This window comes from Deinococcus deserti VCD115 (genome assembly GCF_000020685.1).
Taxonomy (GTDB): domain Bacteria; phylum Deinococcota; class Deinococci; order Deinococcales; family Deinococcaceae; genus Deinococcus; species Deinococcus deserti.
The window spans coordinates 57,183-69,927 of sequence record NC_012527.1 but is presented as its reverse complement, the minus strand read 5'-3'; the positions used below and the strand labels follow the sequence as shown (position 1 = coordinate 69,927).

The window sequence follows — 12,745 nt, the reverse complement described above, 5'->3', positions numbered from 1 at the left end:
GTGACGGTCAGCACCAGACGCGCTCAGACGCTGAGCTCCTCTTTTAATTTCTTGATCGGGAGGCGCCAGCACTCTCGCCTCCCGGACCACACGACACGCTCAGCGCGTTTACCTGGCGGCACCATCTGCCCCAGAAAGACCGCTTCAATGTCAGAGAAATCTTCAACCGGTCGCCTGATCCTGCGGGGGAGTGGCGGTACGAATCTCCCGACCAGCATGGTTCGGCCCGCCCTGCGACCCACTTTTGGGCGGAACAGTCTTGGTCAGGTGAAGACGATCCCTCTCCTTTCCTGGCGTTCCCAAAGGGGATATGCGAGCGTTCTCGTCCTGATCAGCGCGTGACAGGGCCGCGGTCAGCCGTGTGCTGATGTGGTCTGCAGCTTGTGCGCCCATCGTGGACGATTCCGACAGGGCGCGAAGCTCCCGTGTGAGCTGCACACGGGTCACCTGGTCCGGGTTCGGGGCTCCGGTGCTGACGAGGCCATTCAGAAGCCGGACAGTCACCAGGAGTTTCAGGGTTAGAAGCACCGAACTCACGGCAACTCCCGTCACGGGCGCGTCTCTTGCGGTCATGGAGAACTCCATAACCGCCTGGGTGCTGCCTGTGCGGTACCAAAACCTTATTTTGATTATCAGATGTGTGACTGTCCGATGTGAAGGTGTGAAGCAGTCCAGGAATAGGCAGTCTTGATCCTGAAACCAACAGCACGCCAGAGCTTAACTAACGTCTCCCATGTGGTGACTTCAACAATGTCCTGATGCATCCGGTAATACGTGCTGTTCTCTCCATGCTCCGACTCTAGTTCCCAAAGTGTCAACGAATAATCCAACGCTGACATACAGCCCCCGAACCTCGTTCTCAGATCAACGCTCGCACCTTGCGCAACGGCCAGAGCAAGAGGTTATTTAGCATCGTAGTTGGAAGTTAGACGTGAGTATGTTGTCTTCATGAATATGCGCACACCAACTTCTTAGAGCGACAGAAGATTTAAATATTGACTGTTCCAATGAAGCTGATCAGTCATCAACGGAGGTTGAACAACGACCAGCGGGGATAAAAGCCGTGGTCCGTTAAAGTGCGTCCGAAGAACATGCTGGCGTATGTTCTGCCCAGGTAGAACATGGCGCACGATCAGTTGGAGTTGGTACGTCCATAGCCCGGACTGCATGCCCAGATGGTCTCACTGGGCCTGGCCCGATATTGCGTAGCTGAAGTTAAGCAGCTGTAGCTTGGCGTTCGAACTCCAGGGGCGTCAAGTACCCAAGAGACGAGTGACGACGCTGACGGTTGTAGAAGACCTCGATGAATTCAAATACGGCTTGTCGGGCCACGTCCCGGGTCTCAAAGATGGTGTCCTCCAGCAACTCCCTTTTCAGGGAGCTGAAGAAGCTTTCCACCACGGCGTTGTCCCAACAATCCCCCTTACGACTCATACTGCCCCTGGCCCGCATGCGGGCCAGTTCTGCCTGAAAGATGCCACTCGCGTATTGACTGCCCCTGTCGCTGTGATGAAGGAGGCCTGGTGGCGGAAGACGTCGGCCAGCAGCCATCTGAAGGGCCGCCAGTGGCAAGGTGGCTGGCATCTGCATGTCCATCGCGTAACCCACCACGGCTCGCGAATGCAGGTCTAAGGTGACTGCGAGATACAGCCAGCCCTCTTTCGTGGGCAGATACGTCAGGTCCAACGCCCAGACCTGGTTCGGCTGCGAGACCTCGAACCGCCGCTCAAGCAGGTTCGGGCAGACGGCCATGGTGTGACTGCTCTCCGTGGTCCGCACCCAGCGGCGCTTTCCCTTGGCCCGCAGACCACTGGCACGCATCAGACGCGCCACCCGCTTGCGGGACACGCGCACTCCTCCAGCGTGCAACTCCGCGTGAATGCGTGGCGCCCCATAGCGGCGTTTACTACGTTGATGCACTTCCTGGATGCGCTGCTCGAGCAGCGCATCCTCTTCCTTGCGGTCGCAGATCGGCCTTCTTCGCCAGCTGTGGTACCCGCTCACCGAGACCTCCAGCACCCGGCACAGCAGGTCCAGGCGGTACTCGGGGCGTTGATCTTGGATGAATTCATACCTCAGCGTGTGGTTTCTTTGGCGAAGAAGGCTGCCGCCTTTTTTAGGATCTCGCGCTCCTGTCGCAGGATTTCGTTCTCCTTGCGAAGCCGTTGTATCTCCTGTTGCTCTGGAGTGAGGAGCTGTTTGCCCTGACCAGGGAATGCCAACTCGCCCTTCTCCTGCTCAGCATTCATCCATTTGCGCAGCAGGGAGCTGTTGATGCCCAGGTCACGCGCGGTGCCCGACAGGTTGCCGCTCGTTCGAGCAAGCTGCACTGCGTCTCGCTTGAACTCGGCGGTGTGGATTCTGCGATCAGTCATGATGGTGCCTCCTATCGTGAGGGCTTATCTCCATCTACGCCATATCGGGTCATCCTCACACCGATGCCGGGTGGAACATGATTCAAGCACTTCTCCCTCCTGAGGCTCCAGCCGGCCGCTTCCGTTTGTAGTCTGTGCGAGAGATCCTGGACGGCATCTTCTCTGTTGTACATGGCGGCCGTAGCCTGACAGACAATGCCGCATGATTTTCCACCGTGGCAGACGGTCTGCCACTCTCAGCGAATATGGAGGCTCCGGGAAGGACGCACAGCCTCACATGGCACTGTGATCCTCGACAGTCTATGCGTCAAAACCGCCAAAGCCGGCGGACCCTGTGTGCCTGACGGGGGCAAAAAGGTGAAGGGACGCAAGCGTCATCTTCCTGGCAACGCGCCGGAGCTCGTCATGGCCGTCAAAGTGCACGGGGCGGACATTCAAAGGAGGCGCGGGCGCGGTCCTCCCCCCGCGGATACTGCACAACGTGTTTCCCCGCATGCAGCACCAACAGGCCGACCCGGGGTACACCGGAAAACTCGGTATGAAGCACGACACACCTGGGTTGGACCCTGGAGATCGTGAAGCAGCCCGGGCTGGGCTGGCAGCGCCTCTGAGTGCCCAAAGACGGACCTCCATGGGTCGTGGAGATGCCCAAGGAATTCGTGATGCTGAAGCGCCGCTGGGTCGTAGAGCGCACCTCTGCCTGGCTGAGGGAGTCCAGAAGCGTGGCCAAGGAGTACGAAGCGCTGGCCGAAACAGCGGAGAACCTCATCTATGAAGTGATGATCCGCCTGATGGTGCGTCGCCTGGCAAAAGGCTGACCTTGACGGTTATCAGACGCACTTTATTGATCCAGGCGTGAGTGGGTGGCCACCCAGACATCATCCAGGCAAGTTGCACACTATTTGAGCGAGACACCAGGCAACCCTGGACGAGGGTTCAAGACCAGATCAGTTGCGACAATTGCCGCCGCCATGAGCCAGGTACAACACGACAGCGCCCATGAGTACCCTGTTCAGGGTTGCGATATCGCGCATGAAGTCATTCAACAGGGGCCGGAGGCCCACGTGCGCAAAGGCACGGGAACAGGTCCCCATGTTCCTTGGATTGCCGTTCTGGGCGACCGCACCGCTGCCCAGAGCAACACTTGCAGCAAGAACAAGTCCAGCGAGCTGACGGTGTTTCATGCGACCTCCTTAAGTGAGCCTGGGGCTGACCTCAACTGTAATCCGTGCGTGAACGCTGAGTCACGCTATGAACCGCTGTCGCTACTAATCTGTGTTTATGCCGATCCTCTCGCTCCAGGTTCCCGGGACCAGGTCAACCTGAATGTAATGAAGGGCCGCCAGAACCGTTGACGCCTGCATTCACGGATCAGAACCGGCCCAGGGTATCTGCTGCCCCATCAGGAGAGCAGAAGGGCGCCCTGGACAGCCTCGACTTTCCGGCGTTCCAGGATGCGCGGCTCGTGAATATCCCGTCGGCGGTGGTGTTCGTCGATGACCAGGAGGGTAGAGAACCTTCGGGCGATGAGCTCCCGCACGATGAACGGCTCGCCTCCATCCACTCGGACGGTATCTCCTTCCCAGACGCTACTGATATCAACGGTTTCCCAGGGCACGAGTCATGTTTCCATGGTCTTCTCCCCACCGATGCCTCATTTGCCCGCCTTAAGACAGGTGAGGCTACGCGACGCCATGCGACAGGGTTTAGGCCGTCGTAGAGTCACCGGGTGTACGCGGTCCCGAGAGGGTATTTCCCCAATTCCATTCCTGTTCGTGCCGGGTCCAGGGCAGCTCTTGCCTTTGCCGAGAAAGTTTCCTGTTGGTGGCAGAGATGTACATTCTGAGACCCCGCACGATCTGCCCGGTTTGAGGATGCACCACGGCGACATAGGGAGACGGCGGGGAGCAGAAGATTTGTAACGCGAGGTCTGCCTGCGCCTGGCTGACCTGTCACCCGCAAGCCTGAGACGCGGGTGGCATATGGACCTTGAGATGACCGGGCTGGATCAGGTTGAGGCTAAATACCGGCTGGATGTGCAATTCACAGAAGCCCTACTGGAAAAAGCGCGCGCAGAACTGAGGATCGTACAGGAATGGCGTCACGCTCTGAGACTCCGCGTTTGAGGGTGCCATATGCGGAGGCGATAACTTTCCGACGCATGGAGTCTGGAATCATGCCACCCGACGTCACCGACGTGCTGTACCCCCTGATACGGCTTTTCTTAGGCCCTCTCAGCATGTACCTCACCACCCGGGCCTCGTGGCTCCGCTGCCCGGTGCGGTGGCGTCAGCAGATTACGCATGGTCTGCACGTGTACGCCTGCCTGACCTTGCCGCTCGTGTTCATTACCTTCCCCGTCAGCATGGACCGGCCACACCTACGAGGACAGTGAGCATGCGGCCACCCACCTGAGCGCGATCGTGCTGACGCTGATGATCTGGCCGGTGGTCACGCTGCCATTTGCGGTGTTGTTCACGGTACTCTTCCCGCCAAGCGAGAAAGAGGGAAAGGTTCGTGCGCAGGTACGCGTATAACTTCTGCGTGCCGGCAACACCCTTTGCACCTGTGAGCGCAGAGGTGGGTGGCTTCCCAAGAACACGGTAACGTCGGCCCCCTGGGCACCTTCACCTGACCGTACACTTCCATGCTCTACATCTCGCTGGGCCAGATTTACAAGAAGAAGGCGGCCCGAAGGCCGCCTTGATTTCTTTAATATAGAACGGTATTCACCCTATGTCAAACCCGCCGCACGGATTCCTGATATTCCGTCTCACACGCTACTTTTCCCTTTCCTTGAGTGCCATGTGTATGCATCCCTGGGCGTAGACCTCAGCATGTCCGGCTCCAGTTGCAGGAGGTCACACCTCCGAAAGTCAGGCCGCGTTCCGGGAATAGTCTCGTCAGCCAGGCAGCATCTGCGTTTCAGCGCTCCACAACGCGCATTTCACAGCTGTCCTCCCGGCGACGACAATGGTTGGTCGCCAGAACGCTGGATACTCCTGAGGCATCCCAGCCCGCGGCGGTGCCGCCTATGCTCTGCCTGAGATAGACGCGCAGCCAGCCCGTACGCCGGCTCCTTGGAAAAAGGACCGTCAGTCAGGCTCCTGAATTCAGGCCTTCCTGGTGAAAGAGCAGGCGATACTGGCGCGGAGTGACACCAACTGTTGCCCGGAAGATCCGGGTAAAGGCACTGTGGTCAAAGTATCCGCACTCGACAGCAATCCGGGCTACAGGCAAGTCCGTGGTCTGTAACAGTCTGGTCGCGGCCTCGACCCGGGCACGAATCAGCAGTTGACTGGGAGTCACACCGTATACCCGCTTAATCTGGCGTTCGAAGGTCAGCAGGCTCATCTGGGTCCGCTGTGCCAACGCCGCGATCTGAAGCGGCTGAGCGTAGTGGTCATGGATAAAGGTCACCGCTTCAGACAGTGCCGACCCGCTGCTGGGAGACACCGGGAGGTCCCGAGAGATGCCCATGAGTCCGATCACCTGACCACCGGGCGTGGTCAGTACGCGCTTGGTGGTCAGGCACCAGCCCGACCGTCCCCCCATGTAAAGGTGCAGTTCGAGGTGCTCCGTGAGTGTCTTTCCAGTCAGAACCACCAGATCCTGCTGGGTGTAACTCTGGCCCAGAGCGGCCGGGAAAACGTCACTGGCCTGTTTGCCAGTTAAGGCACCTGGGTCGCTGAGGCGCAGCCGGCGAAGCAGAGTATCGTTGCCATACAGGTACCGGCCCTGAATGTCTTTGATGAAGGCGACCGTATCCGGAAGGAAATGAAGCAGCTCCAGCAGAGTCAGGAGGCCCGGTGTGCTGAATTCTTCAGGCAGGGGGGATGGCCGCACGTCGTCCTCCGTAATTACTATGCCGCAATCCTCCTGACTTTCGGGTCTCGTGCCCAATGCGCGCAGGACACCGCAGGAGATCCGGGTCGCCTGGGCCCACTGCACTGTGCAGAAAGCGTCACGCCGCACTACGAATCTGTACAAGACACCTGCACCCCGCTTGCCTATGGTGGAGTCATGTCTCAATCCAGCCCGGTGCGCGTACAGCGGCGCTTGAAATTCATCGATTCGCATACCGCGGGTGAACCCACGCGCATCGTCCTGGACGGTTTTCCTGCGATTCCCGGCGCGACGCTGGCCGAGCAGCGCCAGGCTCTGTCCAGGGACTTCGACGCCTGGCGCAGTCTGATCAACAACGAGCCGCGCGGCAACGACGTGCTGGTCAGTGCCCTGCTGCTTCCCCCCCGTGCGCCCGACTGCGCCGCGGGCGTGATCTTCTTCAACAACGTCGGACCGCTCAATATGTGCGGCCACGGCACCATTGGCCTGGTCTCTACCCTGGCCTACCTGGGCCGCATCGAACCCGGAGAACACCGCATCGACACCCCTGTAGGGGTCGTTTCAGCCACGTTGCACGAAGACGGACGGGTCAGCGTGCAGAATGTCCCTGCCTACCGCCACAGCCAGGGAGTCACCGTTGTGGTGCCCGGCATCGGCGAGGTGCGGGGAGACGTGGCCTGGGGTGGCAACTGGTTTTTCCTGACGGACTCGGGGGATCAGGACCTCACCGTCGCCAATGTGGAAGCCTTGACCGACCATGCCTGGCGCGTCCGTCAGGCGCTGGAGGCGGCGGGGATCACCGGTGCAGACGGAGCCGAGATCGACCATATCGAGCTGTTCGGTCACGTGGACGGCGTGTCACGTAATTTCGTGCTGTGCCCTGGGAAGGCATATGACCGCAGCCCATGCGGCACCGGCACCAGCGCCAAGATGGCCTGTCTGGCAGCGGACGGACTCCTGGCGCCGGGACAGCGCTGGGTGCAGCAAAGCGTTATTGGCACAGAGTTCGAGGGCCAGTACCACTGGCACGGCGGCGCCCTGTGCCCCACCATCACCGGCCAGGCTTTTATCACGGCGGAAGGGGAATTGATCGTCCAGCCGGGCGATCCCTTTGCGTGGGGCATCCGCGCGGACGCGCCGGATGTGGTGAGAGGGTGAAGCAGCCGCACGGCGTCGTGGTTGGCGCTGGCATGGTTGGAGCGGCCTGCGCCGGCGCCCTGGCCCGCCAGAACTGGCAGGTGACCGTGATCGAAGCGGGGACCGTTGGCGGGGGCTCCACAGCAGCGGGGATGGGCCACCTGGTTGTGATGGATGACAGCCCGACCCAACTCGCGCTGACCAGCCTCAGTCTGCAGCTGTGGGAGGCCCTGGCGCCGCAGCTTCCACCCCAGGCCGACTACCGGCGTTGCGGCACCCTGTGGGTGGCGAGCGACGAAGAGGAACTGCTGGGCGTGCGGCCCAAGCAGCAGCAGTATCTCTCGGCGGGGCGCGAGGCCACCATGCTGGACGCCGCAGAACTCGCCCGCCACGAGCCGTCCCTGCGGCCGGGTCTGGCAGGTGGTCTGCGCGTGCCGGACGACGCCGTGGTCTATGCCCCGGTGGTTGCCCGCTTCCTGATCGAGCGGGCGGGGGCCGAAGTCGTGCAGGGTGAGGTCGTCGCACTGGATGGGCGCGGCGTGCGTCTGACAGATGGCAGGACACTGAGTGCCGACCTGGTGGTTGTCGCGGGCGGCGCAGACGCCTCGGCCCTGCTGCCCGAACTGCCCCTGCGGCCCCGCAAAGGACATTTGCTGATCACCGAGCGCACCTCCCTGAAGGTCAACCATCAGCTCGTCGAACTGGGCTACCTGAAAAGTGCGCACGGCACCGAGACCGACAGTGTGGCCTTTAACGTCCAGCCGCGCCCAACCGGTCAACTGCTGATCGGCTCCAGCCGCCAGTTCGGGCAGATGGACAAACAGATCGACTGGCCGCTGCTGCGCCGGATGCTGGGCCAGGCCGCTGAATTTCTTCCTGATCTTCCGCAGGTCAATGCCCTGCGGATCTGGACCGGGCAGCGCAGCGCGTCGCCTGACCATCTGCCCATCGTGGGACCTCATCCGGACCGGCCAGGCGTCTACCTCGCTGTGGGGCACGAGGGTCTGGGCATCACGACCGCACTGGCGACAGCGGAACTGCTCAGGGCACACCTGGCTGGACAGCCTTCGCCGCTGCCGGGGGCCGCGCTCGGCCTGGAACGGTTCGCGGCGGGGGGTCACCATGCCTGAACTGACCGTAGAGGCCCAGCGGGTCACTGTAGGCGAAGGAACCAGCGTTCTTTCCGTCCTGCAGAACCTGGGACTGCACGTCACGCGGCGCAGCCTCAGCGGCGAGGTCCGCGGGGCGCTGTGCGGAATGGGCATCTGCTCGGAGTGCCGCGCCCTCGTGAACGGCGTTCTGGTCTACACGTGCCTGACCCCGGCCAGGGACAACATGCTGGTCGAACGTCTGCCGGAGGTGCGCGGTGAGGGCTGAACGCTCCGCCGACGTGGTGGTGGTGGGTGCCGGTCCCGCCGGGCTGACTGCTGCCCGCTGCGCCGCCGAGGGTGGAGCGGAAGTCCTGGTGCTCGACGCCTCTCCGGGTCCGGGCGGGCAGATCTGGCGCGGCCTCAGGGAAGAGCAGCCCGGCCACGCGGCGGCTCTGCTGCGCGAGGTGCGCGGCCTGGGGGTCCAGATCCTGAGCCAGGCGCAGGTGAGTTTCGCAGAGCCACTGAACGGAAGCCGGCACACGCTGGTCGTGTCCACGCCGGAGAATCTGTGCTGGGTGCGGGCAAACACGGTCATCCTGGCCACTGGGGCCACCGAACGCTTCCTGCCCTTTCCGGGCTGGACCCTGCCGGGCGTGGTCGGAGCAGGCGGCCTGCAGGCGATGACCAAGTGCGGTCTGGACGTCCGCGGTCAGCGGGTGGTGGTGGCCGGTTCCGGGCCACTGCTGCTGGCAGTGGCGGCCAGTCTGCAGGAGAGAGCCGCGCGTGTCGTCGCCGTTGCTGAGCAGGCCCGCTGGTCCGGCCTGATCCGCTTCGGCCTGAGCGCCAGCCGCCTTCCCGGTAAAAGCGCAGAAGCCCTGAAGCTGGCGGCCAGCCTGCGCGGTGTGCCGTACTGGCCCGGCACCTACCCGCTGCGCGCGAGCGGGAACAGCCGCCTGGAAGCGGTGACCTTGCGCCGTGCGGGGCGCGACCTGACTCTGGCGTGCGACTGGCTGGCGGCAGGCTTCGGGCTGGTGCCTGATACGCGCGTGGCCCAACTGCTGGGGTGCGCACTGAACAGGACTGGGGCGGTGCAGGTGAGCGCCTGGCAACAAACCAGTCGCCCGGGAATTTACGCGGCGGGAGAGGTAACGGGGGTCGGTGGCGTGGACAAGGCGCTGCTCGAAGGCTTTGTGGCCGGCTGCGCGGCTACCGGACAGGTCAGGCGGCTGGGCGATGTGGCCGGGCAGGTAGAGCGTCAGCGCGCCTTCCAGGCAGCGCTTGAACAGTCCTTTGCCCTGCGTCCCGAGTTGCGTGACCTGCCTGGTCCCGACACCGTGGTCTGCCGCTGCGAGGACGTGCGCCAGCGTGACCTTCAAGGATGCACCTCCTGGGCAGACGCAAAGTTGCAGACGCGCTGTGGGATGGGCGCCTGCCAGGGCCGGGTCTGCGGTCCAGCCACCACCACGCTGCACGGCTGGACGGTGACCGGCCTTCGCCCGCCGCTTACCCCTGTGCCCATCTCTGAGCTCCTGCAGGCCGCCGAGCCGCGTGCCCAACCGCACACCGACCCGCCCCGGCCCCTCCGAGGCCCACCATCACCCGCCCCTATTCCCTTATTCAAGGAGGAAACAGCATGACGCAACCGAAATTTTTTGAAGGGGTCTTTCCCGCCATCACGACCCCGTTTCATCAGGATGGCAGTGTGGACCACGCCTTCCTGCGCGATCACGCCCGGTGGATGATGCGCGAAGGCAGCCGCGGCATCGTGCCGCTCGGCTCGCTGGGCGAGGGCAATACCCTGGAGGAATCCGAAAAGATTGCCATTCTGGAAACCCTGGTGGACGCGCTGGGCGACGCGCCGGTCATTCCCGGCATCGGCAGCCTCAGCACGCAGGGTGCCGTCCGCCTCGCGAGGGCAGCCCGCGACGTGGGGTGCCAGGGCCTGATGGTTCTGCCGCCCTACGTCTATACCAGTGACTGGCGCGAGATGAAGGCGCACATGGCAGCCGTCATCAGCGCCACCGAACTGCCGGTCATCCTCTACAACAATCCCATCGCCTACCGCACCGACTTCCTGCCGGCCCACATTCTGGAACTGGCCGGCGACCACCCCAACGTCCGTGCCGTGAAGGAGTCCAGCGCCGACGTGCGCCGCGCGACAGCGCTGGCCGCCGCCCTACCTGCACACGTGGAGCTGATGGTGGGCGTGGATGACCTGCTGCTTGAAGGGGTGCTCGCAGGAGCGACCGGCTGGATTGCCGGGCTGGTCAACGCGTACCCTGCCGAGAGCGTGCGCCTGTTCGATCTGGCCCGCGCAGGGCGGCTGGCAGAGGCAACTGAACTCTACCGCTGGTTCCTGCCGCTGCTGAGGCTCGACACCGGGATCAAGTTCGTGCAGCTTATCAAGCAGGTGCAGGAGGAAACCGGGCATGGCAGCGCTCAGGTGCGCGCCCCACGTCTGTCTCTGGCCCCTGAGGAGATTGGCGAGGTGCGCCAGATCGTCCAGCAGGCCGCCGCGCGGCAGCCTGCGCTGGTATGAGCATGCCCCGGACGTTTCAGGCCGTCAATCCAGCCACAGGCAAGCCACTCCCCGGGCGCTTCCCCGTCACCTCGCTGGAGGAACTGCATCAGGCGGTGGAATTGGCGCAGCAGGCTGCTCTGCCTTACGGCAGGCTGCCGGGACAGCGGCGGGCCGAGTTCCTGAGCGCCGCCGCCGACCAGGTCGTCATACACGGGGATGAACTGGTTGCGCGGGCCGGGGAGGAAACTGCGTTGCCCGAGGTTCGCCTGCGTGGTGAGCTCGCCCGTACCGCCAACCAACTGCGGCTGTTTGCGGACCTCGTGCGGGAAGGATCCTGGGTGGACGCCCGCCTTGACCGGCCCAACCCGGCCCGCGTCCCCGCCAAGCCTGACGTGCGCAGCCTGCGCGTTCCCCTGGGGCCTGTGGCAGTTTTCGGTGCCAGCAATTTTCCGCTGGCCTTCAGCGTGGCAGGGGGCGACACTGCCTCGGCACTGGCGGCGGGCTGTCCGGTGGTTGCCAAGGCCCACCCAGCTCATCCTGCGACCTCAGAGGTCGCGGCCCGCGCCTTGAAAAGGGCCGCTGAGCAGACCGGAATGCCCCCCGGCGTGTTCAGTGTGATCTATGACGACGGATTCGAGATCGGCCTGGCCCTGGTGCGTCACCCGTCCATCCGGGCGGTGGGCTTCACTGGGTCGCGCGGCGGAGGTCTGGCGCTGATGGCCGCTGCCCAGGCCCGACCGGTGCCGATTCCCGTGTTCGCCGAAATGAGCAGCGTCAACCCGGTGGTGCTGAGCGAGGCCGCTCTCGAGGTTGGAGGTACGGCCCTGGTCACAGGCCTGACCGCCAGCATCAGCGGCTCGGGAGGACAGCTCTGCACCCAGCCAGGCCTGCTGTTCGTGCCGGAGGGTCAGGCCGGGGACGCGCTGCTGGAAGAAGTGGCCGGGCGCCTGCGGGAGGGTCCTGCCTGCACCTTGCTCTCGGCGGGCATCCGTGACGCGTACGTGGCCGGAACCACCGCCCTTGCCGGTCACCCGGAGGTGATGACGCTTCAGAGGGCCACCGGAGAGGATGCCGACATTCATAGTCAGCTGTACTCGGTGCCTCTGGCTGCCCTGTCCGCCTCCCCGGAGCTGGCCCATGAGGTGTTTGGTCCAGTCAGTCTGGCGGTGCGGTACAGCACCCACTCGGAACTGCCTGGCGTCCTGCGCGAGCTTGAGGGCCAGCTGACCGCTACGCTGCACGCGCTGCCCAGCGAACTGCCTGCGTGGCAGGACGTGCTTGACGTGATGCGCGAAAAGGCAGGCCGGCTCATCCTGAACGGCTTTCCTACAGGAGTGGAGGTCGGCCACGCGATGGTTCATGGTGGCCCCTTCCCGGCCACCAGTGACGGCGCCAGCACCAGTGTGGGCACCCGCGCCATCGAGCGCTTCAGCCGCCTGTGCGCCTACCAGGACTTTCCCGATTCACTGCTGCCTGCCGAATTGCACAGCGCCAATCCCTTGGGTATCTGGCGGCTGGTAGACGGCGTCCGAACGAAGGAAGAACTCGCCACTCCGGAGGTCACCTCTTGAACCGTGCCGCCCTGGTCACCGTATCTGCTGCCCGGCTCCACTGGTGCTCAGATCACCCTCAAGATCGCCACAATGTCACCGCTGTCTGGCCCCCGCAGCCAGACATAGGCCTGCAGCTCAAGCACGGAGCCCGGCTAGCGGTCAACGAGAACCGCACGTAGTTCAAGAAACTGGGCTTCGACTTGCGATCCGTGGCGCACGACG

General features: G+C 63.4%; 12 protein-coding genes and 1 pseudogene. 8 read left to right on the top strand and 5 right to left on the bottom strand.

The window, feature by feature from the left end:
• Positions 1–162: 162 nt before the first annotated feature.
• Positions 163–573: a hypothetical protein gene (locus tag DEIDE_RS13690; RefSeq protein WP_162485636.1), complete on the bottom strand. Its 411-nt coding sequence runs from the start codon at positions 571–573 to the stop codon at positions 163–165.
• 642 nt (positions 574–1,215) lie between these two features.
• Positions 1,216–2,375 (bottom strand): IS3-like element ISDds1 family transposase gene (locus DEIDE_RS13685; protein ID WP_162485635.1). Its coding sequence is split into 2 segments (ribosomal slippage): positions 1,216–2,120 and positions 2,120–2,375, totalling 1,161 coding nucleotides; the frame shifts between segments, so codons are not numbered across the junction.
• Positions 2,376–3,007: 632 nt separating this feature from the next.
• Between DEIDE_RS13685 and DEIDE_RS19605 the strand changes: the two are divergent.
• Positions 3,008–3,193: pseudogene (locus DEIDE_RS19605) on the top strand (transposase); the annotation flags it as partial.
• 129 nt (positions 3,194–3,322) lie between these two features.
• Here the strand turns inward: DEIDE_RS19605 and DEIDE_RS13670 are convergent.
• Positions 3,323–3,559, bottom strand: coding sequence for a hypothetical protein (locus tag DEIDE_RS13670; RefSeq protein ID WP_041227673.1), 237 nt, complete (start codon positions 3,557–3,559; stop codon positions 3,323–3,325).
• A gap of 218 nt (positions 3,560–3,777) precedes the next feature.
• Complete coding sequence (locus tag DEIDE_RS19135) at positions 3,778–3,915, bottom strand: hypothetical protein (RefSeq protein ID WP_162485634.1); 138 nt, start codon at positions 3,913–3,915, stop codon at positions 3,778–3,780.
• Positions 3,916–4,551: 636 nt separating this feature from the next.
• On the opposite strand from DEIDE_RS19135, the gene DEIDE_RS13665 reads away from it, so the two are divergent.
• Positions 4,552–4,770 carry a hypothetical protein gene (locus DEIDE_RS13665; protein ID WP_162485633.1) on the top strand — a complete coding sequence of 73 codons (219 nt, stop codon included), beginning with the start codon at positions 4,552–4,554 and terminating at the stop codon, positions 4,768–4,770.
• A gap of 704 nt (positions 4,771–5,474) precedes the next feature.
• Here DEIDE_RS13665 and DEIDE_RS13660 read toward each other — a convergent pair.
• Positions 5,475–6,221, bottom strand: coding sequence for an AraC family transcriptional regulator (locus DEIDE_RS13660; protein WP_041227669.1), 747 nt, complete (start codon positions 6,219–6,221; stop codon positions 5,475–5,477).
• A 177-nt stretch (positions 6,222–6,398) separates the two neighbouring features.
• On the opposite strand from DEIDE_RS13660, the gene DEIDE_RS13655 reads away from it, so the two are divergent.
• The 6 genes from DEIDE_RS13655 to DEIDE_RS13630 are packed head-to-tail and all read left to right on the top strand — an operon-like array spanning position 6,399 to position 12,541.
• On the top strand, positions 6,399–7,379 hold the full coding sequence (locus DEIDE_RS13655; protein ID WP_012694556.1) for a proline racemase family protein: 981 nt from the start codon (positions 6,399–6,401) through the stop codon (positions 7,377–7,379).
• The gene (locus DEIDE_RS13650) at positions 7,376–8,488 is read left to right on the top strand and encodes an NAD(P)/FAD-dependent oxidoreductase (protein ID WP_012694555.1); all 1,113 of its coding nucleotides are present in this window, start codon (positions 7,376–7,378) and stop codon (positions 8,486–8,488) included. Before DEIDE_RS13655 ends, DEIDE_RS13650 begins: the two co-directional genes overlap by 4 nt.
• Positions 8,481–8,735 (top strand): 2Fe-2S iron-sulfur cluster-binding protein, encoded by a 255-nt coding sequence (locus DEIDE_RS13645; protein WP_012694554.1) that lies wholly within the window; start codon positions 8,481–8,483, stop codon positions 8,733–8,735. Before DEIDE_RS13650 ends, DEIDE_RS13645 begins: the two co-directional genes overlap by 8 nt.
• Positions 8,725–10,086: an FAD-dependent oxidoreductase gene (locus DEIDE_RS13640; RefSeq protein WP_012694553.1), complete on the top strand. Its 1,362-nt coding sequence runs from the start codon at positions 8,725–8,727 to the stop codon at positions 10,084–10,086. The genes DEIDE_RS13645 and DEIDE_RS13640 overlap by 11 nt, the downstream gene beginning before the upstream one ends.
• Positions 10,083–10,988, top strand: coding sequence for a dihydrodipicolinate synthase family protein (locus tag DEIDE_RS13635; protein WP_012694552.1), 906 nt, complete (start codon positions 10,083–10,085; stop codon positions 10,986–10,988). The genes DEIDE_RS13640 and DEIDE_RS13635 overlap by 4 nt, the downstream gene beginning before the upstream one ends.
• On the top strand, positions 10,985–12,541 hold the full coding sequence (locus DEIDE_RS13630; protein ID WP_012694551.1) for an aldehyde dehydrogenase (NADP(+)): 1,557 nt from the start codon (positions 10,985–10,987) through the stop codon (positions 12,539–12,541). Before DEIDE_RS13635 ends, DEIDE_RS13630 begins: the two co-directional genes overlap by 4 nt.
• The last annotated feature ends 204 nt before the right edge of the window (positions 12,542–12,745 follow it).